This window comes from Ideonella alba (assembly GCF_018069845.1).
GTDB lineage: Bacteria > Pseudomonadota > Gammaproteobacteria > Burkholderiales > Burkholderiaceae_C > Ideonella > Ideonella alba.
The window spans coordinates 1-25,900 of record NZ_JAGQDD010000033.1 but is presented as its reverse complement, the minus strand read 5'-3'; the positions used below and the strand labels follow the sequence as shown (position 1 = coordinate 25,900).

The 25,900-nt window shown below is 63.2% G+C and carries 17 protein-coding genes, 1 pseudogene and 1 other annotated feature; of the genes and pseudogenes, 13 read left to right on the top strand and 5 right to left on the bottom strand.

The annotated features are described in order from the left end of the window. The 4 genes from KAK03_RS24185 to KAK03_RS24170 all read left to right on the top strand — a co-directional run. Nucleotides 1-196 (top strand): hypothetical protein (locus KAK03_RS24185; RefSeq protein ID WP_210857246.1); only part of this gene is annotated, 196 nt, incomplete at its 5' end. Between the two features lie 854 nt (nt 197-1,050). Beyond that, nucleotides 1,051-1,176, top strand: a complete 126-nt coding sequence (locus KAK03_RS24180) for a transposase (protein WP_210863371.1) — start codon at nt 1,051-1,053, stop codon at nt 1,174-1,176. Nucleotides 1,177-1,776: 600 nt separating this feature from the next. Next, complete coding sequence (locus KAK03_RS24175) at nt 1,777-6,291, top strand: hypothetical protein (RefSeq protein ID WP_210857245.1); 4,515 nt, start codon at nt 1,777-1,779, stop codon at nt 6,289-6,291. A 12-nt stretch (nt 6,292-6,303) separates the two neighbouring features. Further along, nucleotides 6,304-7,404: a hypothetical protein gene (locus tag KAK03_RS24170; RefSeq protein ID WP_210857244.1), complete on the top strand. Its 1,101-nt coding sequence runs from the start codon at nt 6,304-6,306 to the stop codon at nt 7,402-7,404. Between the two features lie 136 nt (nt 7,405-7,540). Here the strand turns inward: KAK03_RS24170 and KAK03_RS24165 are convergent, their stop codons facing one another. Next, the gene (locus tag KAK03_RS24165) at nt 7,541-7,798 is read right to left on the bottom strand and encodes a hypothetical protein (protein ID WP_210857243.1); all 258 of its coding nucleotides are present in this window, start codon (nt 7,796-7,798) and stop codon (nt 7,541-7,543) included. A 540-nt stretch (nt 7,799-8,338) separates the two neighbouring features. Between KAK03_RS24165 and KAK03_RS24160 the strand changes: the two genes are divergently transcribed. The 5 genes from KAK03_RS24160 (at nt 8,339) to KAK03_RS24140 (ending at nt 16,786) form a co-directional block, all read left to right on the top strand. Beyond that, nucleotides 8,339-10,717, top strand: coding sequence for a dynamin family protein (locus tag KAK03_RS24160; RefSeq protein ID WP_210857242.1), 2,379 nt, complete (start codon nt 8,339-8,341; stop codon nt 10,715-10,717). Continuing rightward, nucleotides 10,714-11,709: a hypothetical protein gene (locus KAK03_RS24155; RefSeq protein WP_210857241.1), complete on the top strand. Its 996-nt coding sequence runs from the start codon at nt 10,714-10,716 to the stop codon at nt 11,707-11,709. The genes KAK03_RS24160 and KAK03_RS24155 overlap by 4 nt, the downstream gene beginning before the upstream one ends. Before the next feature lie 10 nt (nt 11,710-11,719). Then, the gene (locus KAK03_RS24150) at nt 11,720-12,667 is read left to right on the top strand and encodes a patatin-like phospholipase family protein (RefSeq protein WP_210857240.1); all 948 of its coding nucleotides are present in this window, start codon (nt 11,720-11,722) and stop codon (nt 12,665-12,667) included. A 517-nt stretch (nt 12,668-13,184) separates the two neighbouring features. Further along, nucleotides 13,185-15,077: an ATP-dependent nuclease gene (locus KAK03_RS24145; protein WP_210857239.1), complete on the top strand. Its 1,893-nt coding sequence runs from the start codon at nt 13,185-13,187 to the stop codon at nt 15,075-15,077. Further along, nucleotides 15,074-16,786 (top strand): UvrD-helicase domain-containing protein, encoded by a 1,713-nt coding sequence (locus KAK03_RS24140; RefSeq protein WP_247661401.1) that lies wholly within the window; start codon nt 15,074-15,076, stop codon nt 16,784-16,786. The genes KAK03_RS24145 and KAK03_RS24140 overlap by 4 nt, the downstream gene beginning before the upstream one ends. 245 nt (nt 16,787-17,031) lie before the next feature. On the opposite strand, the gene KAK03_RS24135 is transcribed toward KAK03_RS24140, so the two are convergent. Further along, nucleotides 17,032-17,439: an ACT domain-containing protein gene (locus KAK03_RS24135; protein WP_210857238.1), complete on the bottom strand. Its 408-nt coding sequence runs from the start codon at nt 17,437-17,439 to the stop codon at nt 17,032-17,034. 255 nt (nt 17,440-17,694) lie between these two features. On the opposite strand from KAK03_RS24135, the gene KAK03_RS24130 reads away from it, so the two are divergent. Continuing rightward, on the top strand, nt 17,695-18,636 hold the full coding sequence (locus KAK03_RS24130) for a fatty acid desaturase (protein ID WP_210857237.1): 942 nt from the start codon (nt 17,695-17,697) through the stop codon (nt 18,634-18,636). Beyond that, nucleotides 18,633-19,922: an SLC5/6 family protein gene (locus tag KAK03_RS24125; protein WP_210857236.1), complete on the top strand. Its 1,290-nt coding sequence runs from the start codon at nt 18,633-18,635 to the stop codon at nt 19,920-19,922. Before KAK03_RS24130 ends, KAK03_RS24125 begins: the two co-directional genes overlap by 4 nt. Here the strand turns inward: KAK03_RS24125 and KAK03_RS24120 are convergent. Further along, nucleotides 19,851-20,840 (bottom strand): HTH-type transcriptional regulator ArgP, encoded by a 990-nt coding sequence (locus KAK03_RS24120; RefSeq protein WP_210857235.1) that lies wholly within the window; start codon nt 20,838-20,840, stop codon nt 19,851-19,853. The two genes, KAK03_RS24125 and KAK03_RS24120, sit on opposite strands and share 72 nt — an antisense overlap. A 793-nt stretch (nt 20,841-21,633) precedes the next feature. Here KAK03_RS24120 and KAK03_RS24115 point away from each other — a divergent pair. Next, entirely contained in the window at nt 21,634-23,616 is a 1,983-nt protein-coding gene (locus KAK03_RS24115; RefSeq protein WP_210857234.1) for a ParB/RepB/Spo0J family partition protein, read from the top strand. A gap of 363 nt (nt 23,617-23,979) precedes the next feature. Here KAK03_RS24115 and KAK03_RS24110 read toward each other — a convergent pair whose 3' ends face one another. Further along, nucleotides 23,980-24,210 carry a helix-turn-helix transcriptional regulator gene (locus KAK03_RS24110; protein ID WP_210857233.1) on the bottom strand — a complete coding sequence of 77 codons (231 nt, stop codon included), beginning with the start codon at nt 24,208-24,210 and terminating at the stop codon, nt 23,980-23,982. Between the two features lie 521 nt (nt 24,211-24,731). Here KAK03_RS24110 and KAK03_RS24105 point away from each other — a divergent pair. Continuing rightward, nucleotides 24,732-25,059: pseudogene (locus KAK03_RS24105) on the top strand (IS3 family transposase); the annotation flags it as partial. After that, nucleotides 24,973-25,072, top strand: a sequence feature (AL1L pseudoknot). (Overlaps the previous pseudogene by 87 nt.) Nucleotides 25,073-25,078: 6 nt before the next feature. Here KAK03_RS24105 and KAK03_RS24100 read toward each other — a convergent pair. Then, nucleotides 25,079-25,900: IS3 family transposase (locus tag KAK03_RS24100; protein WP_247661400.1), on the bottom strand; the 822-nt coding region annotated here is incomplete at its 5' end.

The window sequence follows — 25,900 nt, the reverse complement described above, 5'->3', positions numbered from 1 at the left end:
CTTCATGGACCCTATCGTCTCAGGGCTTCACGTCGGTGCCAAGCAGGGCGTGGGGCGATTTATGCAGACCTTCCCTAAACCGAGGGCGACTCAAACCAAGATTCGTCCGCTTCCAAGCTATTCCGCTCAGGTCATCGGCATTGCGGTGTCGTGTGGGCAAACAAGTCTCTTCCGCACGGAGGTAGAGCTGGCTTAAGGTCGGGTATGCAGCGTACGCGGTCAATGGTGGCAGGCAGGCGGGCTCACGCTGACCGCCATCAAGCCGACATCCAACCTATCGGCCGGCGCCGCCATGAAAGTCAGCAAACGGCAGGACAGCAGCCGGCCGAGTTGTCGCCGGGAAGTCCCACACTGTGACCGACCGGTCCGTGCCAGAAAGGAGGACTCGAGTCGACCCATCAGCGACACCCGCTGCCGTGAACTCGACGCCCCGGTGCGGTCGGTCGCACATGCATCGAGGCCGCCGAAGGTGGCCCCGCAGCCGAGGGCAACCATCGGCAGGTAGCACTCAGGGCGATTGAGGCGCAGAACACAGCTTGAGACCGTGCGGGCTCTCCATTTCGGGAGCCTTGCGTGCAAGCCAGGGTGCAACAGCCCCAGCGGGCACCGGTTTGCGCCACGGTCCACTACGAGCGTCACTGCGCGGAGCAAACAGCGCTGTACCGCCTGGTGAGCAGCACGCCGCGAGCGTTTTCGCCTAGGCCCAAGACGCTACCGGCGCCCTCCTGCCGAAAGTCGTCAAGGACGTGTTTGGCCGCTGCAGGATGCAGCGTGTACTTGCCGCATCGCCTTCGGCACGCGCGCCGGACAGAAGTTGCTGACGGTGCAGGGCGCCATGCCCAAGGCGACAGAGTTCAAGCAATCGCTATGCGCCGACATCGATGGTTTCAGTTTGCACGCAGTCGTGAGCTGCGGCGCCGATGACTGCCAGGCGCTGGGTGCCGCTACATGACCCGCCCGGCACTGGCTAACGAGCGTATACAGACCAACGCTGCGGGCAAGGTGGTGGTCAAGCTCAAGACTCCGTAGCGTGACGGCACCGCGCATCTAGTGACGTCACCGCTGGAATTCATGGAGCGGCTCGCGGCGCTGGTGCCCAGCCCGAGGCTGCATCTAATTCTCTTCCATGGTGTCCTGGTGCCCAACGCCAAGCTGCACGTGCTGGTGGTGCTGTGAGAGGCCGAGGCGCCCGCGCAGGCCGCGCTACTCGCCGAGTGCGATGCGAACTGTGCGCACCACCGCCCGGTGCGGCTGAGCTGGGCGAAGCCGTTCAAGCGGGTGTTCGGCCTCGACGTGGAGCACTGCCCCTGTTGCGGCGGCAAGCTGAAGATCATTGCGGTCATCCTCGAGCAACCAGTCATCGCGATGATCCTCGCTCACTTGGGCCTGCAGGTTAGGGGGCCACCTCGGGCGCCAGCTCGTGGCCAGGCGCCTCAAGCGGCCTGACTTCGCCCAACTGCAGCCGTTCAGACGACCCGGCGGCACGGGCCGCTGGAGTCGGCTGCGTTCGAGAGTTTGCGGGACTGATGACAACGTGCTTGTGGTCCGGAATAACCTACTTAAGGCACCCAAGAAAGGCAACCTACGGCTGCGCCCTCAACGCTCAACGCATCTCAGCCACCTTCAAAGACTGACTCAAGCGCGTCAGGCGCCGTGCTAGGGGTGCCACAGGGAAGCAGAAAGGGCGTTTGAAAACACTATCCGAAGTATGCTTGGCGCCAGGTCATAGGGGCTAAATTCCTATGACGTCGTGCAAACCAAGTAGCGGGGACGGAAATGCAAATTGACGAAGTTCGCGGCCGGGTGGTCAACTTGCAAGGCGGCGCCTCGGGGTTCGAGGGCGTCAGGATCAATCTGATCTATGAGCTGGTCAGCGCCGGTAAGCCCGAACGCAGCGCCAGCGTGTCGGTGCAAGTCGGTCGGGACGGCGTGTTCGCGGCTAACCTGCAGCAGCCGGACGACGGTGCCTACACCTTGTCCGAAACCGGACACATCTCATTCGTGCTGCAGGACAAGAATGGCAACCCGCTGCCCGTCAGTGATGCTCGGGTGCGGTCCACGGTGCTGCAGCCCACCAAAACGACCGCGACCGGCGGCGACGCCAAGGTGTCTGGCAAATCGGGCGCCGACACGGTCGTCAGGCTGGACAAGTCGATTTCCGTCGGCAGCCTGCTGGCCGACAACTTGGTATTTTCCCCCGCCACCTTCGACAACATCGAAAACCTGGTCAAGTCCATTCCCGTCAGCAGCCTGTTGGCCGGCAATCCGGTGCTCATTACCACCACTTTCGACAATATCGAAAACCTGGTAAACCCAACGCCGCGTGTGCTTGAGAACGTGCCCCGGCAGCTCAACAAGAAGCTGCGCGGCAAGGTGGTAGACAGCAATGCCAAGCTCAAGCTGCGCGACAACCAGATAGTTTTTTATGGCTCGCCGGCATCCACCGGCCGCGCCACTGTGCTTGGCGTTTGCTCCACCGATGGTGACGGCAATTTCTCGCTGCCCTACCCCGCCGGCAAATACAAGAACGCCTTTGCCACGGTGTCGGTCAAGCCGGGCGACAAGCTGGACATTGCCCTGACTGCCAGTGACGAATGGCCAGATTTCGTCTGGCTGGTAGTGCAAGGCCTGCCCACCAGCATGACGCAGGATGAGCATGACAATTGCGCCTGCAGCACAAAGTCCGTGCCGCAGCTGCCCGACATGGAGGATCTGGTCAACAACAGCCAATATTCGCAGGACATCGGCGGCAGCTGCATCAACTTCACCACGCCCAACCGTGCGCTGGAGGAGTTTGCCTACATCCAGGTTATCCGAACTAGCGACCCCGAGCTCTACAACCCGGCGAGCTACAAGCTGGAAGACCGCCTGGCCTGGGTCAAGCTTCGGGTGGCCGAAATCCAGAAGCAACTGGCACTCTTTGCCAGCTTTCCGACGCTGCACCTGGCGCTGGTAGGCCAGCTGCAGCAACTGGGCGAGCAGGAACCGCGGGCGCAAGGAAGGCTGGGCGGCGGCCTGTTGGTGGATAGCACCAGCAGCGGCACCGGTACGGCCGACCCCATCGGGCCGGCTGCGCCCAAAGGCGGCGCCACCGCCCAGATCGGGCTGGACCAGCAAAGCGAGGCCACCGACGCCTACTTCCGGGCCGGCATCTACAACCGTAACAGCGACGCCCTGCAGCGCGAACTGCAGATTCTGCGTACCGAGCAGGACCGGCTGGAGCGCCTGATCGCTAGCATGGGCCGGGTGCCGCTGACCGGCCGCAACCCGATTGACTGGGACGACAGCGACGGCATCCTGGGCACAGTGCAGGCTGCCACCATCGCCTTCGGCCACATCCTGCACATGAAGCAGGTGTGGCGCGCTGCTGGCTATTCGCTGGGTGACTTGCTGTACTCGCTGCCTCTAGCGCCGGGACAGAAAAAGCAGATCGCGGTGATGGAATGGGACCGTCGGGAAACCGCCGCCCGCACCGAGCAGCTCGATGCGGTGGATACGCTGGACAGCACGCTGGTGCACGATCGCGACATCAATGAAATCGTCAGGGCCAACCTCGCTGAAAGCCAGACCGCCTCCAGCCACAACACCACGGCGGGGACCAGCGGCGGCCTGGGCGTGGGTTTTGGCAGCGGCAGCTCCAGTGGGGCCAGTGGCAGCTTTGGCGGCATGAAATTCCTGGGTGGTGTGTCCAAGGTGCTAGGGGTGTCCGGCGGCTTCAGCAAATCCAAGGGCGATAGCTGGAGCGATGCCTCGCAGAACTCCACGCGCAGCCTGTTCTCCTCATCCGAACAGAACCTGCGCGACCGCACCATGCAGAACGCCTCATCAGTGCGCAGCCAGCGCGCCAGCGTGGTGACCACGGTGGGGCAGTCGGAGTCGTTTCGCTTCACCACCGAAGTCGTCGCCAACCACAACCACTGCCATGCCATCACCATCCAGTACTTCGAGGTGCTGCGCCACTTTGCGGTGCACCATGAGCTAGCCGATGTGCAGGAATGCTTGTTCGTTCCGTTCCTGATCGAGAACTTCGACCGCCGCAAAATCCTGCGCTGGCGCGACGTGCTGTCCACCTACCTGTTCGCGCCGCAGACCAGCCTGCGCCAGCTGCGCGCCGGCTTTGATTCGCTGCAGCGCGAAGAGGACGCGCTGCATGGCGACGCACTGGCCTACTCGGCCTTTCCCGCAGAACGCTACTGTGACGAACAACTGAAGGAGGTGGCAGGCGACCTGTCGTTCAGGCTCCATGTGGTCAAGCCCAACGTTACCCTGCCGTCCACCGCCACCGACTACAACACCATCTATGCCCAGGTGCTCGCCAGCCTGACCTTGCCGCTGCGCGGCCTGGGCTGGTGGGCCTCGGGCATCGGCCCGGTGGCCGCGCGGCTGGCCCAGCAGATCTTCGAAAAACAAAGCCTGAACGGCGTGGAAGAAGGCTTTCAGGCCCAGCTGGCCTACGAGAATTTCGTGGCCGATTTCTGCAAGACGATCAAGGTCCACGCGGTGCTGCAGAACAACCCCTCCCAGAAGGTGGACCTGCACTTTGACGTGACGCTGATCTCCAACAACAACTGGTTCAGGAACGACAAGGCCAGCATCAAGAAGGCAATGCTGGCCGGCGAAACTAACACCGGCGCACGCGTGGGCGACTACAACGTCAGCATCGCGCTGCGCCCGACGAGCGCCACCTATGGCGTCATCGCTGGCCTGCGGCGCACTGACATCATCCGCATCGAGATCACCGCAGCCGACCTGCCCTATGGCTCCACCTGCCTGGTGCTGGGCGGCACGGTGAGCTACCAAACCGACCACTACGCGGGCCGCCTGTTCTCCTCGCGCAGCTTGCAGAACGACCTGGCGGGCGATGACTCGGCGCTCATCTCCACGCCGCTGACCCAGGACGAAATGCGCAACCCACGCCACGAGGACAAGAAGAGCGCCCAGCTGCTAGAGCGCCACCTGGAGTCCAACAGGGAGTATTACCACAAGCTGCTGTGGTCGGCGTTGGACGAGCAGCGGCTGTTCAACCTGCTGGACCGCTACACCATCCAGTTGCCGCGGCTGCGTTACAAGACCTATGTGGACCAAGGCCAGGTCAAGACCGGGCTGGAGCTGGACGGTGCGGGCAAGCCCATCATGCAATACGACACGCGCAGCGTTGCCTCGGTGGTGGACTTCAAGCGCCTGGGCTTTGCCGGCAACAGCGTCATCTTTGCCGTGGCCAAGGGGCTGAATGTCAACCGCGACTTCCTGCTCATCCCCAACTTCGTGCCTTCGCCCAACGACCGCACACTAGGCGTGCTAACCGACCAGGTGCCAGTGGACCTGATCGACTTCTACAAGCCTGCGCCGGGCACAAAGCACGAGCCCAAGCCGTTTCGCATTAGCGTGCCCACTAAGGGCTTGTTTGCCGAGGCCGTCTCCGGCGCCTGCAACAGCTGCGAGAAGATCGACGATTCGCGATTCTGGAAGTGGGAGGAGCACCCGATCGACGAGCCCACAGCCATCGAGCCGATATCCACCCAGACGCGGCGTACCGACCCGGGCAACCTGAGCCCCAAGGACTTTGCCACGCCCATCGTCAACATCCAGAACGCACCGGCCGCGCCCGACCCCACGGGCCTGTCCAAGGCGCTGGATCTGCTGGGCAAATCGGATGCATTCCGCGACATCACCGGCTTGTCCGAGACGCAAAAGAACGCGATGGCGGCCCTGACCACCAGTAGCGCCGCCGCCACCCAGTACGCCACCACTGCGCAGCAGCTGGCCAGCAAGGCCGGTGACATCAGCCTGGAGGCGATGAAGACCATGTCGGCCTACGACCTGGACCGGCGCAGCAAGGCGCTGCAAGGCCTGTCGCAGCTGGAAAACTCCAAGCTGGACGCCGACACCAAGGCCGCGCTGACCAAGAAGGCCTTTGAGCAGTTGCTGGGCGATTCGCCCGAGCTCGGCCAGATGACCGCGCTTCTGCGCCAGGGCGAGCAGGCCCGGCAGGAGCAGGCGGGCAAGGGCAAGTACGACGACGCGCTCAAGGTGCTGGACAAGGCCGAAGGCTCGCAAAAGGTGGAAATCGACACCGACGGCTCGGTGACCGTGCAGCAGCCGGTGATCGACGAAGACAATAGCCAGAACCCTCCGGACCTGCAGCAGCAGTTGGCCTGGCTCAAGGATATCGACCTGTCAGGCGTGGGCGACGACAAGCGCTGGGCCTACATGATGGCCATCATGAAGGCGCTGCGCGAGGGCGTGATCTTTCGCTCCAAGGAAGACCTTCTCCAATCAATCATGCAATGACGGAGCCTGGACATGAACCAACTTCTCAAGGACGCTCTCGACCAGAACCTCGGCCTGGCGCAGATGGACGTCACGGCCATGGCTGCGGACATAGGCTACCTGCCGCTGCGCAATATCATCACGGCGGGCCAGCTCAGCACGGCACTGCAGAAGCATGGGCCGATCGCCGTCGTCGGCGGCGGCCTGGCACAGGAGATGTTCGTCAACGGCATACACGGGAGCCAGGTGCAGCTGTTTGACCTGGGCCGCCAGGAACTGGTGACCCAGCCGGCCAACCAGTTCCTGCGCGAACATGGCGACCGGCTGTACGCCGCACCCTTGATGGGCAACGAGAACAAGGGTAACTTCAGCGAGTTGCTGGCGGTTCGCGACGGCGTGGGCAACTACCACGGCAATCACTTTGTTGCGTACTTCCACGCCAGCGGCGTGACGCAGCAGCAGATTGACCAGCAGATGCGGGACTTTCTGCCACGCTTCGTACACATCTTCAACATGGACAACATCGCTTCGGTGGAGCGGTCGAAACTGACCTACAAGCAAGACGTCGTGTTGCGCTTCGCCGTCAATGCCATGCAAGGCTTGATCCATGACGACCATGTCTACCTGCGCCGGGGGAAGGGCAACAGCTTCTATGCCAGCACGCTAAAGCGCAACTGGCGCTACCGTTTCGAGGAAGCGAGTTTCATTGGCATCGACCCGCTGAACTGGTTCCCCAGCCCGGACGACCTTGGCTACGCTATCAATTCGCGGCACTTCCTGGCCGGCAGACGTTCCTGGACCTACGGCCATGTGCAGGACGACGTGTATTTCATCGAAACCGCGGCCATTGAGCGTTATTCGCATACGGTCTATCAAATTCTGGCCGATGTTCCCGTGGTCGGCATACCGCACAACACGGTGGTGGACATCTGGAATCACCTGCTGAACAACGCCCTGACCTATTACAACCAGACGGCGGTCGATGGCGGTAGCCTAGTGACCGGCTATGAAAGGGCCTCGTTCTCGCGCGGCGACATCTTCTATCGCGAATACGACGAGCCCGATCTGCAGACAATCCTGTCGGACGACACGTTCCAGGCGGTCCTGGACCGGCACCCGCACTTGAGCCCCTGAACGCTAGGCCGAGGCAGCCTCGACCGCTCGCGCTAGGACGGTGCCGCGCCGGCTCCAGAGGCCACCAACTCCACCAGCAGGCAGTCCCCCCAGCCCGGGTTGTGTCCGCCTGACACTCGGAAGTTGGCCACATCGATCAGCGCGATGGCCAGCGCATTGAGATACCCAGCACCGCCGCGCGCAGCGCCTGCGGCTGCAGGCTTTGGCACAGCAGCGTGGCCGCCAAGACGAACCAGCTCACGGTGCTGATGTGCCGACAGGCACGCAGAAAGCGCTGCTGCACGCCCGACAGCAGCGCCGCATCGGTGATGCGAAGCATGGCCGCAATCACCTTGCGCTCACCCAGCCAGGAATGCACGATACCTGTCAACACCATCAGCGCCGCCCTGAGCACGCCCAGCCGTTGTCTATCTTATTTCTCCAAAGGTTTTGGTATGGGAAGTGTCAGCCTTCGCCTTGCTGAGTGTCTAGCTCTCCGGGGCCTCGATCCATAGACCAGATTTCGGTTGCCTCGGATGCCAGAAATCTGCCTGCCGCCACCGTCAGCATATGGCCGGATCCGGGTCTACGATGAGGCGGCAGGCAGCTGACCTTCGCGGACGGGGCCGACGAGTTGACTGTCAGCTGCCTGGCGAGGGTGTGAACTGGTAGTCCCGGCCACAACCTACCGTTCGTGTACGTCTGCAGCGTGGATCCTCACAAGAACTGATCCGGTACCGCCTTCCCTGGCACTCAATCCCTAGTTCGTGAGTGGAGCTGCGCTAGGTGGCGGACTCGATAGCGACGGCCGTATGAGTTCAGCCACCTTGAGTCCTGCCTTTTGAGTGATACTTGCTACGCTGTAGGCTCGAATACTCTGCGGGTGAATCGTCAACGCTCGCGACTGTTGATGAGTGACTCGGCAGTCAAGAATGAGTGCACAAGGGGGTAGAGAATGAGCAACGAGGACGCCATTGGCGCCGACTGGGCCGGGTATCAGCAGGACACGCTGAGTTTTCTTGCTGTGCTGGGTCGGTTGTGCTCAGAGTGCCGAGCGGTCTTGTATCCCGATCCTAGCGATGCGGCACATGAGAAGTTCCTTGCCCTCACGCGCGAAGCTGAGGGCCTCCGAAGGCAGATACAACACCTCGAGTTGAGGTTGGTGGTAGTCGCGCCGATGAAGGCTGGCAAGTCTACGATCATCAATGCCATCCTGGGACAGGATCTCCTCCCAAATCGCAACTCTGCTGCGACATCGATTCCGACAGAGATTGTCGATGAGCCGGAGTGCGGCCATCCCATACTGACGCTGACACAGGGCCTTAGGGAGCGCTTTCGCGTGGCGGCAAATGCTATTCGGCAGTTCTTTATCTCGCACGACGACGTGAGCATTGAGAAGAGTCTGTCGCAGTACCCTCATCTGGTCCCGCTCGCCAAGACTCTTCGCGACGACGGGCCAAGGCCCTTGAAAAGTGAAGTTCACGACAAGTCGGATATTCAAGACGTCCTGATGTATCTGAACGACGTCACCCGCATCTGCGCCGACGTTGTGCCATCCTCAAACCCGCTTGCACTGCTTGAACCGGAAGACACTCCGCGAATCGCCGTGCAGATTCGCAAGGTTCCCGGCGGAGTTGACTCGCGCGGGATGGGCAAGTTGGTGATAGTGGACACGCCCGGCCCCAACGAAGCGAGCCAATCCGAGATGGGGCTCGAGCGCATCGTTGAGCACCAACTGCAGGAGAGTTCGGTTGTGCTGCTCGTTCTGGATTACACGCAGTTGAACACCGAGGCGGCCGCCAAGATTCGTGCCCATGTGGACAGGATGCGTGAGCGCGTCGGAGATTCGAACTTCATTGTCGCGGTAAACAAAGTTGATGCCCGTTCCAAGGCTGGCGACATGACGCAGGAACAGGTGAGGAGCTACGTCAGTCGAGAACTACAGATCGAAAGGTTTGACCCTTCCCGGCACCTCTTCGAGATGTCCGCGGTTTTTGGTCTAGAGGCAGCAAGCTTTCTCCACGCGGCGGACAGCTGTCTGCCTGATGAGTCGACCCGCGTTCACGCTGGCGCGCTAGTGCGGCGCAAGAATCCGCTGATCGAAACGGAAGAGGAACTCCAGGAAGAGCTCAATGGGATGGATGAAGAGCAACTGAAGGATCTCGCGCGCCGATTCTGGAAGAAGTCTAGGATGGAACCGTTTCTGGAAGGCTCTCTGTCAGAGCTCATGACGCGGGCCGGGCCAAAGGTATTCGAGACCGCTTTTCATGCTAGCGGCAGGATCCTGACGGACCTCAAGAATGCACTTGAACTCCGATTGTCTTCAAGCGGCACGAACGCAGCGTCCATCCGCAGAGAGGTGGAAGAACTGCAGACGCAGGCGCTCAAGGTGATCGAGGCCAGAGCGGAGATCGACCGACGCAAAGACAGCGCGAAAAAAAAACTGGACACTGCTCTCCAGCTTTTATTAGATCAAGTACGGCTCGACGTTGGCCAAACCATAAGGCGATTAGCTACGAAGGACAAGGCGGATTTGGCACCAACCAAGGACGAGGGCTTCATAAGGCGATTCTTGAGCGGATTGCTTCAATCGTCGAGGGGGCCCATACAGTACGAAAGGCAGTCGGACGCCGACGCCGCAATTGAACGCCTGCTCGATGATGTCAAGCAGTACCTTACGGCCCACTTGAACAGCGCGCGAATCGAGATCAAGACGCTCGTGCGCGAGTTCGTCCAAGAGGTACGACTTATTGTGGAAGACGAGTTGTTGCCGATCCTCAAGAATTCGGTCGACCAGATGCAAAAGGCGTTCAATGCTCGCCTCGAAGTCCCTGACGTGCGCTTCGACGTTGGAGAGATGGAGATATCGTTCCGTGCAGAGAAGAAGTCACAGTTGGTTCGTGAGTCCGGCTATGACACGGAGACAACCTATGAAACCCGCTGGTACACGCTTTGGCTCTACGACCACAAGGTTGAGAGGCAGGTTTACCGAGCGGCGGTCTATGAGGATCGATACATCATTGACCTCGAGACCCTGTCGCGCCACGCGATTGCGAGCGTCGGAGACCACATTGCTGCCGTCCGCCAGAGCCTTGACGCCTATTTGAGCGAAAACGTTGCCCGAAGGATCGACCGCTTTACTCAGCGGGTATCCGATGATCTCGACTCCTACCAAGCCAATCTAGAGGGCGCGCTCAGGCAAAAGGAACTCAGCGTTCATGAGCAAGAACTGACGCGACTCCATGCTGCCAAGCTATTGGACGAGATTAAAGATGCAAGGCAGCGAGGTACCAAGCTGTCTACCTATGTTCCTGTGGACTCCTTGCGCCGATGACCTCCAACATAGAAGTCGATGATCTGTTGCCGCGCGGACTATTGCAGCGGATCCCCTCGCTTGGCGATCGCGTCCTACTTGACTTGGTTTGCGGACTCCAAGGGCAGGAAGAGAGTCTCACCCGCCGGGCGAACCAAAGTCGGTTGGGTAGAATGCTAGATCGCGTCGCTCCGACCACAGCAGAACAACACTTCGACCGGCTTGCGCTACTCACTCAGCGCGCTCTGTGCCAACTGGTGGCAAACCTGTCCGTACATCAAAGCGTGACTGACAGGGCGCTCCTTCTAACCCAGAAGACGCTGGAACGCGCCGTCGAAGTGGCGGCCGCCGTTCGCGACCAAACAGATCAGCGCCTGCGAGAGGTCGATCAGCGTCTTGACGACATGAAGCGCTGCTTAGGGATCATCCAGAATCAAGTCCACGATCACGAGCAGCGCCTTGCCGCGGTCGAAGCCTTCATCCAATGCAAGATTGACACCGACGGCGTGTTCCTGGCCTGGCGAAGCGGTCGCCGCTACGAAGCGCTTTCTTGGCTCTATCAGCTAATACTCATAGACGATGATGCGCTCGCGAGTAGTTTGTGGGATCGACTGCTGCCCGAACAGAGAACTGCGCTGCACCGTCACATGGTCGAATCGGCCCTCGCAGAGTTGCACCCGAGAGTCGGAACGAGAGCATTTTCCTTGATCGATTCGACCGCTCAGAGCATCGCTTCGATGTCTGACCGTGATCGGAGGCTGCTGGCGTATCTAATCGACTCCATCAGCTCTGCAGGGATCTACGCTGCGAAGTTGGCATACCCAATTCGCAGCTATTTGTCGCTGACCATCGAACTCTCGTTGGTCATGGAAGAAAAGGCTGCCGCGCAAGTCGCCCACGCTTTGACGCGTGAGAAAGGCATTGAGATCCCATATGTGTTCGATATGGAGGAGTTGTGCTCCGGAATATTTGACGAGGGTCAGGCCCTTCGTCGTGCAGTTTTGGCCGCTTGACAAGTAGGACATGTCACACGAGGATCTTCTCCACGCCCGTCCAGTGCTGGTCGTCGCTGGTGGAGGTGCTCGGGGCGCGTATGCCGCTGGCTGCCTAACCCGCCTCGCGGAACTCGGGCTTCGTCCAACGGAATACTCTGGCACGAGCATTGGTGCCTTAACCGTTGGCGTACTGGCTGGTAGTGAATCGTTCGGCGCTGGCGTCGATAAGGCCTGCCGGTTCTGGGACATGTTGTCTAAGAAGTCCCCGCTCGGCAGCCACCGACCTGACGCCGTCGCGCGGGCTCTGCTTTCATGTGCTGATGGTGCGGCGATCTTTGACGACACGCCGATCGCCGACGCCGTCAAGGACTTCGTGAACCTGTCGTGCATCGCCTCCAGTGCGCCAACTTGGGTCACGGTTAGCGAGGTACTCTCGCCGAAAAACCGCCTGTTGCTTACGCTGGTGTCGAACGACTTGCGTCCGCACTGGATCAACCTGCAAACCTTGCCTCGCCACCAAATTCACGACTATTTGCTCGCGAGCGCCGCTATACCGTTCGCACTTTCGAGCCGGCAGATAGATGGCATGACGCTTGTTGACGGCGGCTTAGTCGACAACATACCCGTGCTGCCGGTCGTACTTGGTCGGCCAGGCCTGATCATCGTGATCAAACTCCAGCATGGGTCGGCTTGGTGGCGAGGCGGCTTCCCGGACCAAGCGATTCTTGAAATCTCGCCGAGTGAGCCCGTCCAGCAAGGAGATGGAATTCTTCCCTGGATGGAATCGCTGCTGGACTTCAGTCCAAGCAAGATCGCATATCTCCGCAACATGGGCTACAAGGACACCGAGCGCATCCTTAGGTCCTTTGGAGGATGGCATTCGTTGATGCGAACACGGGAAGAGGAACAGCGCGAGCTCATCGATTCGACCCGCAAGATGATAGACGCGGCCAAGCGCACGCTCGGCGATCCATAAGGTAACGGAACGGACCGGGCTATGGCGCACAAGGCTGCGGCTGGGCAAGTAGTTTTCAACCCCTAGGATCTGTTGTCTTGCGCTTCCCCGATACGGCGGAAGACTTATGCGTTGGCAGTCCGCTTCCGGCACGCTGGGTGGCAGAGTCGATAGTCCGCGCCGGGTCGGCTTGGTGAGTTCGTCCGAAATGGAAGCGGTCGTCCGGGCGCTGCAACTTGGCAGGACGCCTCGACCGTGCGCTTTGTGATGGCAGCGGCCCTTCGAGACGAGGCGGCGCGAAGGGCCGATCTCGGCGGGAGATGACGTTCGGCCCGTGGACGCGAACGTCTCAGTCCAGTCTCAACCTGCCTGCCATCAAGTGGGAATCGGCATCGCAGCGGTTGCGGCCCGTGGTGGTGGCTACGTGAATGCACGTTCACGGTCCAGTAGCGGTTGTCCACGCAAGGTTGCGCTGAATCCCGCCTACTATGGCCCCTAAGAAGTCTGGCCTGGATATTACTTGGCGGGGAGGTTTGAGATGCATCTTGTGCGGGTCCGCGTCCGAAATTTCAGAGGCATCGCCGACGGCGAGGTCCTTCTTGCCGGACATACGGTTTTTGTCGGTGACAACAATGCCGGGAAGTCCACGTTGCTGGAAGCGGTGGACCTGGTGCTCGGGCCAGAGCGTCTCAGTCGCCGTCCCGTGGTTGACGAACACGATTTCTACGCCGGGAAGTACGTGGACCCGGCCAAGAAGGAGGTGATCTCGATTCAAGTCGAGGTGATTGTCGCCGGCCTCTCCGAGGAGCAGCAACGACACTTCCGCGATCACGTCGAGTGGTGGGACGCAAACGCCAAGGCGTTGCTTGACGGGCCGCCTCCAGAAGGTACGGACGCACCCCACGTCGGCGCGGCGATGCGCGTCTTCTTCAACGGCTGGTACGACGTCGATGAGGACGATTTCACCGGAGACACCTACTACGCCATTCCCGAAACGGCGGAGGGGTCCTACGTGCGCTTCTCGACGCCGGACAAGCGAAAGTGTGGCTTCCTATATCTGCGCACTCTTCGCACTGGCGCCCGTGCCCTCAGCCTGGAACGTGGCTCATTGTTGGACGTGATACTCCGGCTGAAAGAGACACGGCTGACTATGTGGGAGGACTTGCTCGGCCAGTTGAGGGCGCTTCCGGTTGGCGAAGGCGAGGAAATCGGCGAACTGCTGGCCTCTGTCCAAGAGGCGGTGCGGCACTACGTGCCATCCGACTGGGCTGAGCAACCCCACATGCGGGTTTCGGATCTCACCCGAGACATGCTCCGCCGCACCCTGACCGTCTTCATGGGCACCGGCGCGACGAGGCCGGACGGATCCATCTACTCCGCGCCGTATCAGCATCAAGGCACGGGCACGATCAACGTGCTGGTGTTGGCTCTTCTGTCCATCATCGCCGAGCTGAAGCAGAAGGTGATCTTCGCAATGGAAGAGCCAGAGATCGCGCTTCCGCCGCACACCCAGAAGCGCATCATCAATTCGTTGCGCCAAAAGTCGGCGCAGGCCATCTTCACATCCCATTCTCCCTATGTGCTTGAGGAGTTTGACCCGGGCCAGGTTCTCGTTCTCAAGCGAGCAGCTGGCGTCATGACCGGGATGCCGGCTTCGTACCCGCCATCAGTCAAGCCCAAGGCCTATCGCACCGAGTTTCGAACGCGGTTCTGCGAGGCTCTACTGGCCCGATACGTGCTTGTCCTGGAGGGCCGCACGGAGGTCGACGCGCTGCCTGCCGCAGCCCGCCGGCTTTGCGACCTGGACGCCACGCGATTCAAGTCACTCGAAAACCTCGGCGTGGCGATCGTCGATGCACGCGGCGAGACCAATGTCGCTCCGTTGGGCGCGTTCTTCCGGTCGCTCGGCAAAACCGTGTTTGCCGTGTTCGACAAGCAGGCGCCGGAGGCGCTAGCTGCAATCGTTGCCTCGGTGGATCATGCCTACGAGTCTGCGACCAAGGGCTTCGAGAACCTCGTGCTGCATGGAACCTCCGAGGCCGCACTCCGCGGCTATGCAGCCGCTGTAGTCGCCGCTGGCGACTGGCCGCCACACCTCGCGGCGAAGACACCTACAGCCACCACGCCGCTGGTCGACCTGCAGTCGATGCTGTCGGAATACTTTGGCTGGGCGAAAGGCGGCGGCGACGCCGGCGACCTGCTCGCGTCGTGTCCAACCGTCAACGACATGCCTGAATACGTGAGAGCCACATTGGTGTCCATCAAGAATGCAATTGAGCCGCCGCCACTGCCCGCCGAGGACGCTGGAGCCGCCGCAGAGGTGGCAGTGGCTGCAGCCGAGGCCGACGACCCAGTTGCTCCAGCCGATCCCGTTCCAGCGGCGCCGGCATACGCGAAGTTTCATCCTTTCCCGCCGAAGCCGTTGGCATGACTGCCTTGTGGAGCGATCAGAAGCTAGGCTTCTTGGTGTGCGCCGAGCATGCCCTGGCGCTGGGGGGACCTGGCGCTGGGAAGACGCACGTCGCGTTGGTGAAAGCACGGGACGAAATTCGAACGGGAACGCTCAAGCCAGGGCAGAAGATCCTGTTCTTGAGCTTCGCCAGACCGACTGTCGCGCGCATCATCGAAAAGGCTTCGGAACTGATCTCACGCGAGGATCTGCAATGGCTGGAGGTCAGCACGTACCATGGCTTCGCATGGACCATTCTCAGGAGCCATGCCTATCTGCTGAATGGCAGGCGAGACGTGCAGCTCTTGCCGCCGCCTGAAGCGGCAGCGCACCTGACCGACATCGAAAGAGACCATCACGATGCCGAGAAGCAGCGGCTTTTCGAGCAGGAGGGGCGGCTGCACTTCGACCTGTTCGCCCGCTTGGTCAGCGAACTGCTTCGAAGGAGTGGTCGGCTGGCCGCCATCTTTTCCGACAGTTATCCCATCGTCATCCTCGACGAATTCCAGGACACGAACAGTGATGAATGGGCACTTATCCAGCAGCTCGGGCAACGCAGTCGCCTGATCGCGCTGGCCGATCCCGACCAGCGGATCTATGAGTTCCGCGGCGCTGACCCCAGACGGGTGGGCGAGTTCTTGGAGGTCTTTCAAGCGAAGCACTTCGATTTCGCGGGCGAGAACTACCGCAGCAGCGGCACCGACATAACGACCTACGGGAACGACCTTCTCACTGGGGCGAACAAAGGCAAGACCTATCAGCAGGTCAAGGTCACTCGTTACGGCTTTATGAATGGCAAGAGCCTGCACTTCAGCGCCAAGGCTGCGCTGTGCTCGGCTCTGAACCGCCTCCAGACCGTGCCGGACAAGTCGATCGCCGTCCTGGTGCCCTCCAAGCGGTTGATGCTTGAGTTTTCCGACTACCTATCTTCGGCGGCAGACGGCTTGCCGGAATTGCATCATGACGTCGCGATGGATGCAGAGCCGCCGGCCCTGGCCGCTGGCGTCATCGCCACCTTGCTGGAGGGAGGCACGGCTGGGGATGTGGCGAGCCGGGTGCTCGGAGCCCTTCACTCGCATATTCGCGGTCGGCGCGGAGGCAGACCCACCCCACAACCGGAACTTGACTTGGCGGGTGCCCTCAGTGGCTTCATGACCACGGGAAAGGTCCGTGGCGCCAAGCGCCAGTTGATCGTCAGCGAGGTTCAACGCATTTCTACAGAGCGGCAGCAACTGCAGTTGACGGGTGACCCTGCGGAAGACTGGCTGCACCTTCGTGGTCTGCTAGCGTCATCATCCGCGGATGTGTTGAAGCAAGTCGCGACTGACGCCCGCTATCTACGACTGCTTCACCGCGGCTCGATGCTGCGGACCAACCTGGGCTCACTTTGGCGTGCACAGGGTGGGTATCAGGGTGCTGAAGAGGCGGTGCGCAGCGCCTTAATGCAAGAGCACTTCGCTGCGGCTCAAAAGGACTGGCGCGGCATTCACGTCATGACGATCCACAAGTCGAAGGGCAAGGAGTTCGACGAGGTCCTCATCTACGACGGCATGTTTCAGCGCATTGCCAGGGCACCAGATAACCAAAGAGCCTACGCACAAGATCTATTGGCGCTGCGAGTTGGCGTGACGCGTGCTATCCGCCGCACGAGCATCCTGACGCCGAAACGCGACCCGTGCCCCTTCTTATGAAACGAGTCGCCGATGGCAACCAACGAAATCAACATTGCGTCCCCAGATGCATGTGGTGTCTGACTTTGCCGTCATTGAACTCCCGAGATATGAGGCCAGCAGAGCAGCTTTCGATGCAGTGGATAACCGGTAGGGCGGTTTGAGCGGCCTTACGGGTTCGAAATTCGACTGACCGCAACCAGTTTGAAGCGGGTGTAGTCACCTGAAGTGTCGTTCGACTTCTTGTGCCGATTCTTCCGGGTCGTTCAAAGCAAGCAAGTCTCTCCGGCCAAGCTGCGGAGAACCTCAAGCGCTTGCACCGCTCGCTCAGCAGGCACAAACAGGTGGTCATGGTGGAAGCCTGCCACGGCATTGCAGGCGATATCGGCCTGGGCCAGGCGGTCGGTGATGCAGGCCAGGAAGCCGACAGCATCGAGCGAGGAGTGGACCGCAAGGGTGATCAGGCGGCAGGGGAAGGTGTAAGGAATGCCCGCCATGTCGGCCGCCTGCTTGCCGACTATGGCGGTCAGGCCTTCGGACTCTCGGAATGTGCAGACAGGGTCCAATCCGTCGGGTAGGCGGAAGTCGCTGAAGCTGCAGTAGACGAAGACGTCATCGGCCAGGGTCGGCGTCATCTGTCGGCACAGTTCGTGCAGATCGCGAACAGCGGTCATCCGGATTCCCTCCTGTCAGCCCGAACTCGTTGCGGTCGAGTTTATGGGCTTCCCATCGCTTTGGGTGCACCTTGTTTCGTGTGTCTTCTGGTCGGTCATCCAGGTGCGTTTAGCTTGGCTGACCTCCCGCGAAAATTCCTAAACCTCGGTCATTCCCCAAGCCGTCTTGCTACCTTGCGGGCGCGGCTGGGATGACGGTGTCATTGGTGGGGCAGCAGTTGTCGGGCCCGACGGCCGCCTGCAAGGAGGTTGGCCATGCCCACCCGTTCGCAAGTGCTCTCCGACATCGCCTTGCACCGGCAGTCGCTGCGGCGCGCCGGGAATCCGCATCTGCCGCTGCTGGAACTGACGGCCTGGTGCCCCATCCGGGATGTGGCGGTGGACCTCGTGGTCATCGCCGCGGCGCTACTGCTGACACTCCAGCAGCCATGGGCGATACCGGTCAGTCTGCTGATGCTGGGCAATCGGCAGCGTGCACTGGGCAACCTTCTGCATGACGCTGCTCACCGGAACTTCAGCCGCAACCGGCGAGTGAACGATCTGGTCACCCGCGCGCTCATCGCGCCGCTGCTGTTCCAGAGTCTGTCGCGCTACCGCGAACTGCACTTCCGTCATCACCAGGGCTTGGGCGCGGCCGGGACGGATCCTGACCTGATTCCGATTCCGCCAGAGAAGGCCGGCTCCTGGGTGCGGGCGGTGACCCTGAACATCTTCTCGCTGCGCGCCTGGCTCGGGTCCACCTGGGGGCATCTGATCGATGGCGCAGTTCCCTTGTGGAGGCGGATGTATGTCCTGGCCTGGTGGGCTGCGCTCATGGCTGTGCTCGCCGCCGCTGTGGGTGCGCAGGCCACAGTGGCCATGCTGGCCCTGTGGCTGGCCGCGCGCGCCACCACCTTCCACGTCATCACCACCTTCCGGGAGATGTGTGATCACCATGGCCTGACGCCTGGCGGGGTCTTCAGCTTCACTCGGGACATCCGGGCGGCAGGGCTCTGGTCGCTGCTCTTCCATCCCCGCAACAACGCCTACCACCTGACCCACCATCTGCTCCCGGCCGTTCCCTACTACCGGCTGCCAGAGGCGCAGCGGGTTTTCTCGGCACTGCCGGAGTACCGGGCGAAGGCGGAGGTGTGTCGCACCTACTTCTTGGGCCCGGCCCCGGCCGTGTCGGCCTGGCAGCGGGGGTCGAGGGCTTGACCGAGCGCACGCTCGGCGCGCTGCAGGTGGCCGCCCTGTTGGTGTCGGCCAGCTACGGCATCGGCTTTCTGTTTGGCTCTGGTGAACATGCCTTGCGCTACGGCATGGCCGGCGCGGTCTATGGTGTGGCCACTGGCCTGGGCATGCTCGGGATGGCGGCGTTTGCCGGCCGGTTGTGGCAGGCCGGACGCGCCGTGTGGGATCTGTTTGGCGACCGGTGCGGGGAGCGGGTGCGGCGCCTGGTGGCGCTGCTGTCGGTGGTCTGGATGGCGGGGGTGCTGGCCGCGCAGCTGCATGGCGCGGTGGCAGTGGCGCGGCTGCTAGGCGCAGGGCCATGGACAGCCCATGCGATGGCCATCGCGCTTGTCCTTGTGGCCTCCCGATTCCAGTTGCGGGCGGCCTCCTGGATCTTCGCCGCCTGTCTGGCCATGAGCGCGGCGGTGTTGTTCCTTGCTCTGATGAGGAACGGTGGGCTGGCGCTGTACGCGGTGGCTTTGCCGGAGTTCGTCGACGCATTGCCGTCGCTGGGCCTGGCCCAGATGGTGACAATTGGGGTCGGCGTCGGGCTGCTGGTCTGTACGGGCGCTGACTATCACCAGTTCGTGTTGGCCGCCCGAGGGCCTGGCGCAGCGGTCCGCGGCTGCCTGTTGGCCGGTGCTGTGCTGCTGCTCCTGGCATTTCTGCCGCCGGCTGTGGTGCTCTCGGCCATTGCGCAACCTTCGTGGCCTTGGGTGACGGAGGCCAAGCAGGCAGTGCCACTGGCTTTGGCGCTGGCCGTGGGTGACCTGTCATCCGCGGCCGGGCCGGTGATGCTGACCATGCTGGGCATGGCAGCGCTGGGTTCAGGGGCGGCGGTACTTCGGGCGATGGTGTCTGCGCTCCAGGCGGCGCAGGTCCGTCATGTGCCACGGTCCTCATGGCCCATGGCAACGCTGGCGCTGACCGTGGCCACCGCCTTGACGGCCGCGGGCTGGCCGATTGTCGACACCATGGTCTCGGTCAACGTGGTCTACATCGCCAGCGTGGGGATCAGCCTGGTCGGTCTGCTGCGCCACGAGGCGGGCCAACCTGTGGATGAGATCTGGGTGATCGCGGCGGGTTGTGTCGGCTCGGTCACGGTGTTCGCGGCCGGTGCGCTGGGCGGGGCGGTGCCGAATGTTGAAGGGGTCGCACTCCTGGTCGGTTTGGCATCGGCCGCTGCGGTCCGGATGGCCCTACAGCGCGCTCACTGGGTGCCCGGGTACCGCACGGTTCGCCGTCACTGGGGGCATCGGGGCCGAAGGTGACTGAGGGTGGCCGCTCGAGGCCTGCGGCTGGATGAGGCAGTTGGCGGCATGGCCGACGATCATCGCGGTGATGTCACGCGCGATGGGCGGCTCAGTCTCCCAGTGGTGCCAGTACAGGTCCACCTGCACCGGGTCGTCTGGCGCCAGTTCCTGCAGCGTGCCGTCCTGGACCAGGGCCTGCGCCTGGATGGAGGGGGCCAGCCCGTAGCCTGCGCCCATCGCAATGCCGTCCAGCAGAGCGGTGGGAGAGGGCAAGTAGTGGCGCGGGTAGCGGTCGATGCGCATGCCGAACTTCCTGTGCAGGAAGTCATCGTGCAGGGCGTCCTTGCGGTTGAACAGCACGGCTGGCGCGCGCAGGACGTTGGGCACCGTCAGGCCGCCGCGCAGGAACTCGGCGATGAAGCCCGGTGTGGCATAGCAGCGGTAGGCCATGGCCCCCAGGGGCTCGGACAGGAAGCCGCTGGCGGCCTTGGCATCGGTGGAGATGCAGCCCACGACCTCGCCGCGCTGCAGGCGATCCGAGGTGTGATCCTGGTCGTCGGTGATGACCTCCAGGGCCACCAGCCGCCGGGCGAAGAGTTCGCGCAGCAAGGGCTGGAACCAGGTGGCCAGCGAATCCGCGTTGACCGCGATGGCCAGCGGCACGGGCCGGTCGGCATCGGCCGAGACGCCGAGTTCCCGCAAGGACGAGGCTTCCAGCAGGCGCAGGGCCTTCACGTGGCGCAGCAGGGCCTCGCCTGCAGCCGTGGGCATAACGGGCTTGTCGCGCAGCAGCAGCACGATGGCCAGGGACTCTTCGAGCGCCTTGACCCGCTGGGAGACGGCGCCGCGGGTGATGTTCAGGACCGTGGCGGCGCGCTCGAAACTGTGCTGCTCGGCGACGGTGGCGAAAGTCTCTAGTTGATCTCGGTCCAGCATGGCGCGATCTCCTGTCAGGCCGCCCGCTGGCGGCCAGTTCGGACATCCCGTGGCGATGGGCGCTGGAGGCGATCTGCGTCGATGCCTGGCCACGCTGCCTGGCGCGGACGACACGGTGTCGTCACTGAGCCGGTGCGCGACCGGTACTCCCTGTGGGGCCACATCGAACGACGGGTCCTGCTTAAACCGCTTCAGTGGCGGCTTCCTTCAGATCGTAATTGATGCCGAGGAATCACGCGTTTGTCCACAGGCTGTGTGTCACCAATCGTGAACCAGGGGGCAAGGGTCGAGTTTGCGCGCGCGTTACCCGCGCGCGAGGCGTGGGCCTGCGCTCCGGCTCCTCGCCTGCGCTGGCCCGCGTGTCCAGGTCGCCAGGACCCCGGGGCTGATCCGCCTCGCCGGTCGCCTTCATCGCGGACCGTAGCACCGCAGGCGCGGCCACAAGGGGCTTGCGCGGCATGAACGGCCTGCGCCCCGCTGGCGCGGGTCCCCTCCATTAACGCCACGGTCCCCTTGCAGCCGCGCTGTTCTGCGGCGCTCTCGGTGCCGCACGGCGACCGACGAATGCGGGGCAGGCACCAGCTCAGGGGCCTGGCTTGCGCCAAGACACCAGGAGTCTCTAACGGCTCCCTCGGAACTTGGGGCAGTCGGGCCGGTTACGGGCTGTTTCGTAGAGGTCGAGGAGACGCAGGAGATCCAGATGGTGCCGCCACGGCGGACGGTGCCATGCGGATGTGCCGCCTTGCGGCGGGAGAGTCGCCGGGAATCGTTTCAACCATGGATGGAGATCGTCATGAAGCTCAAGAAGGAATGGCTGTTGATCAAGGTCGAGGACCTGGTTCCCTCGCCGTACAACGTGCGTCGGCACTCGGCCGGCCAGGTCGAGGAGCTGGCGGCGTTGATCGCCTCACAGGGGCTGTTGCAGAACCTGGTCGTCACGCCCCAGCAGGTCGGACGAGGCAAGCGGCGGCAGTGCAAGTTCGGCGTGGTGGCCGGTGAGCGGCGTCGGCGTGCGCTGGTGCTGCTGCAGGCGCGTGGTGTCCTGTCCGCCGGGCACGAGGTGCTGTGCGAGTGCGTTGGCGCCGAGCATGCGCAGGAGATCAGCCTGGCCGAAAACAGGGGGCGGGAGCCCATGCACCCGGCCGATGAGTTCGAGGCCTTCCAGGCGCTGGTGGCGCAGGGCCGTGGCGTCGAGGACGTGGCGGCGCGCTTCGGGGTCTCGCCGATGGTGGTGCAGCGCCGGCTGAAGCTGGCGGCGCTCTCGCCCCGGCTGTTGGCGCTGTACCGGGAAGACGGCATCAACCTGGACCAGTTGATGGCCCTGTGCCTGAGCGGCGAGCATGCCGCCCAGGAGCGCGCCTGGTTCGAGGCCCAGCCTTGGGAGCGGACGCCGGCCGCGCTGCGCAAGCGGCTGACGGTGGGCGAGGTGCTGGCGCACCAGAGTGCCTTGGCGCGCTTCGTTGGCCTCGACGCCTACGAGGCTGCAGGTGGCGCAGTACGACGGGATCTGTTCGACAGCGACAACAGTTGCTGGATCTGTGACCAGGATCTGCTGCGGCGCCTGGCCAGCGATAAGCTGGACGCCCAGGCGCAGGCCCTGCGCGGCGAGGGCTGGGCCTGGGTGGAGGCTCGCATTGAGCTGGATCCAGCCGCGTTGCGGAGCTTCTCGCGCTGCGAGCCGAGCGTGAGAGCGCCCAGCGCCGATGAGAAGCGGGCCCTGGCCGAGCTGGATCAGCGCGCAGCCGAACTGAACGCCGAGCAGCAGATGCTGGACGACCAGGACACCTGGACACCGGCCGACGGCGAGCGCATCGAATTGGAGCAGCAGGACATCGAGGTCCGGCGCAAGGCCATCCAGGTGGCCCGCCAGGCCTGGCGCGACGAGGACAAGGCCCGCTCCGGGGTGATCGTCACCGTCGGGCGGGATGGGGCTGCTGAGTTGGTCCGGGGCCTGGTCCGAGCCGAGGATCGCAAGGCGGGCAAGTCTGCCGGTGGCGGCCAGGCAAGGGGGCGGCAAGCGGTCGAGGCTGGCAAGGGCGGCGCGGAGGAGGGTGGTGATACTGGCGTCGAGACTGGATCTTCCGATTTCGGCACACCCACGCCCGCCACCTACAGCGACACGCTGCTTCGCAGGCTGGCGGCACATCGCACCGCTGCGCTGCAGGCAGTGCTGGCCCGCGATGCCAAGACGCCCCTGGTGGCCCTGACCCATGCGCTGGCCGTGCAGGTGTTCGAGCGCGTCGGCCTGCAGGCGCGCTCGGCGTTGCAGATCTCGGCGCGGCCGCCGAGGCATGAGCTGCTTCGCGCCGCCGACGACCTGCCGTCCAGCCGGGCCTGGGCTGAGCTGGAGAAGCGCAGAGCCGGGTGGCTGCAGCGCCTGCCCCAGGCGGAAGGCGACTGGCTGCAGCAGCTGGCGGACCTGCCTGAGCCAGATCTTCTCGATTTGCTGGGCTTGTGCGCAGCCAGCCTGGCGCTGGTGCCCACAGGCTTGGCCGGCGCCGCCCATGGGCTGGAGCACCTGGCCGGACTGGACATGCGGCAATGGTGGGAGCCCACACCCGAGGCCTTCCTGAACCATGTCTCGAAAGCGCAGATCGCGCAGGCGATGCGGGAAGGGGAGCAGTCGGGGGCAGGGAACGGGGAGGGCGATGGCAGCACGGTGGCGGCTTCATCGGTCGCAGGCACGAACATGAAGAAGGGCGAACTGGCCAGCCTGGCAGCGAGCAGGCTGGTCGGCAAGGGCTGGCTGCCGCAGCCATTGAAGGCGGCAGCCTGAGGCGAGCTTGAGCACAAAGGCAGGCGGGGCGACCCGTCTGCCTGTACGGGAGTCGAGTGATGATGTGGATGATCTTTGCGCGAGCCCCGAGGCCGGATGCTCGGGTGTGGCCGGGTCGGCGCTTGCTGGCGCTCGTCGACGCCGTAGCTTGGCCGACAGTGCTGGCCAGCGGACTACTCGGCGTTGCCTTGCCTTTGGGTGTGGTGGGCCAATGTGCCTTGGCCTGCTGCGGTGTCGCTGCGGTCCGGCGCGCCATCCGTGCCGTCGCCGCCAACCACCGCTACCACTTCACCACCTGGCTCTGGGGACGCTGGCTGGGGTTCGGACTGCTGTTCGGCGGCGCCTTGAAGGCGGTTGCGGTCCTCAGTGGGTAGCGGCGGGCCGGGCGTCGCTCCACTGGTACACATCGGACCTGCGCCAGGCAACGGCCCGGTTGGCAATGCGCACCGGGCATGGGAAGCGCTGCTGAGCCACCAGCCGGTAGATGGTCGAGCGGCCCAGGCCGGTCATCTTCATGACGGCTGGCAGGCGCAGCAGCAGCGTGGGCGAGTCGTCGGTGTTGCTGCTGGGGGTGGCGGGCGGGGTGGCTGGCATCGGGATCCCCTGGGGAGGTCGATAGACGAACTCTAGGGGGCGATCGGCCGTGGCGCGCTGCTTGATTTGCTCGTGAATCTCGCGAAGGGAAAGCAGGACAGACCGGCGCGCCGCCGAGGTCAGGGCGCGCCCCATAGCGAATCCAGGCTGCTGATCACGCCGAGCGGACCTACCTCTGAGACGCGCGGGCGCTCCGCTCAAGGCGATCCTTGCGGCGGTGGGAAATCGGCAAATCAGGCTACAGATTTTGCGCGTTATCTGTAGCCTCTACCGCATCCTGCAGCGATTAAGTGCCCTCCAGCAGTTCTCGCCACACCTGCCAGAAGGCGCCCCTGCCATCCCACATTGGTTTCCACATCCTCGGGGCTGCTTCGCGCGATGCGTCCAATTAAGGACGAGTCCCGCGCGGGCGGCTTCTGCTCGACACTACAACAGCAGCATTGTGAATCGCCCCGGGTTTGGCGGAGGCTCCAACTCTGGAGAATGGAACCATGAAGAAGTCCCCGAAGTTTTCGCCTTAGGTGCGCGAGCGCGCAGTGCGCAAGGTGCTGTAAGCGAGCACCCGTCGCAGTGGGCCGCCATAGGGGCCATCGCCCGCATGATCGGCTGCGTTACGCAAGCGCGGCACACCTGGGTCAAGCAACATGAAGTGGATGCCGGTGTGCGCGATGGGGTGTCGACGGCCGAAGCCCAGCGCATCAAGGATCTGGAGCGCGAGGTACCCGAACTGCGCAAGGCCAACAAGATCCTAAAGCTGGCCAGCGCGTTTTTCGCCCAGGCGGAGCTCGACCGCCGCATCAAGTCCTGAAGGCCTTTGTCGACGAACACCGTGGGCAGTTTGGGGTCGAGTTGAATCGCCCCGGATCTCCTAGACACCCGTGAGCCGTTGGGAGTGGCGTCGTTCGAACTCTACCGGCGAAGTGTTGCCGGCAGTGCCGTGGCGCCGCTTGGGGTTATAGAACATCTCGATGTAGTCAAAGACATCGGCGCGGGCATCGCCGCGTGTTGCGTAGATCTGCTGGCGGATGCGCTCGCGCTTGAGCAACTGGAAGAAGCTCTCGGCCACGGCGTTGTCGTGGCAGTTGCCGCGCCGGCTCATGCTGCTGATCAGGTTGTGGTCACGCAGGAAGGTCTGCCACTCATGCCCGGTGAACTGGCAGCCCTGGTCCGAGTGCACCGTGACGACCTCCTTGGGCCGGCGGCGCCACAAGGCCATCAGCAGGGCATCCAGCGCCAAGCGGGTGTCGATGCGACTGCCCATCGACCAGCCCACCACCTGGCGCGAGAACAGGTCCACCACAACCGCCAGGTACAGCCAGCCCTCGTGCGTGCGGATGTAGGTGATGTCGGTCACCCAGGACTGGTTGGGCTCGGCCACTGAGAACTGGCGCTGCAGGTGGTTGGGTGCGACCACGGCAGGCTTGCCGCCACGCGCCCCCGGCCGGCGCCTGTACCCGGTCTGCGAGCGCAGGCCCTCCCGCTTGAGCAAGCGCGCCACGCGGTGCTTGCCGCAGCGCTCGCCCAGGTCGCGCATGTCCAGCGTCAGTTTGCGATAGCCGTACACGCCGCCACTCTCCAGCCAGGCTTGCTTAAGCAGGCCGGTCAGGCGTTGATTGTCACCGCCGGTCGAATACTCCCCAGATCGGGCGGTTGAAATTTCCCCAGTCTGATCCTTCGCGCGCAGCCGGGC

Bases quoted from the DNA above. Each gene is read 5' to 3' on its own strand.
- KAK03_RS24175 (WP_210857245.1), top strand. From the start codon at position 1,777: ATGCAAATTGACGAAGTTCGCGGCCGGGTGGTCAACTTGCAAGGCGGC.
- KAK03_RS24170 (WP_210857244.1), top strand. From the start codon at position 6,304: ATGAACCAACTTCTCAAGGACGCTCTCGACCAGAACCTCGGCCTGGCG.
- KAK03_RS24160 (WP_210857242.1), top strand. From the start codon at position 8,339: ATGAGCAACGAGGACGCCATTGGCGCCGACTGGGCCGGGTATCAGCAG.
- KAK03_RS24155 (WP_210857241.1), top strand. From the start codon at position 10,714: ATGACCTCCAACATAGAAGTCGATGATCTGTTGCCGCGCGGACTATTG.
- KAK03_RS24150 (WP_210857240.1), top strand. From the start codon at position 11,720: ATGTCACACGAGGATCTTCTCCACGCCCGTCCAGTGCTGGTCGTCGCT.
- KAK03_RS24145 (WP_210857239.1), top strand. From the start codon at position 13,185: ATGCATCTTGTGCGGGTCCGCGTCCGAAATTTCAGAGGCATCGCCGAC.
- KAK03_RS24140 (WP_247661401.1), top strand. From the start codon at position 15,074: ATGACTGCCTTGTGGAGCGATCAGAAGCTAGGCTTCTTGGTGTGCGCC.
- KAK03_RS24135 (WP_210857238.1), bottom strand. From the start codon at position 17,439: ATGACCGCTGTTCGCGATCTGCACGAACTGTGCCGACAGATGACGCCG.
- KAK03_RS24130 (WP_210857237.1), top strand. From the start codon at position 17,695: ATGCCCACCCGTTCGCAAGTGCTCTCCGACATCGCCTTGCACCGGCAG.
- KAK03_RS24120 (WP_210857235.1), bottom strand. From the start codon at position 20,840: ATGCTGGACCGAGATCAACTAGAGACTTTCGCCACCGTCGCCGAGCAG.
- KAK03_RS24115 (WP_210857234.1), top strand. From the start codon at position 21,634: ATGAAGCTCAAGAAGGAATGGCTGTTGATCAAGGTCGAGGACCTGGTT.
- KAK03_RS24110 (WP_210857233.1), bottom strand. From the start codon at position 24,210: ATGCCAGCCACCCCGCCCGCCACCCCCAGCAGCAACACCGACGACTCG.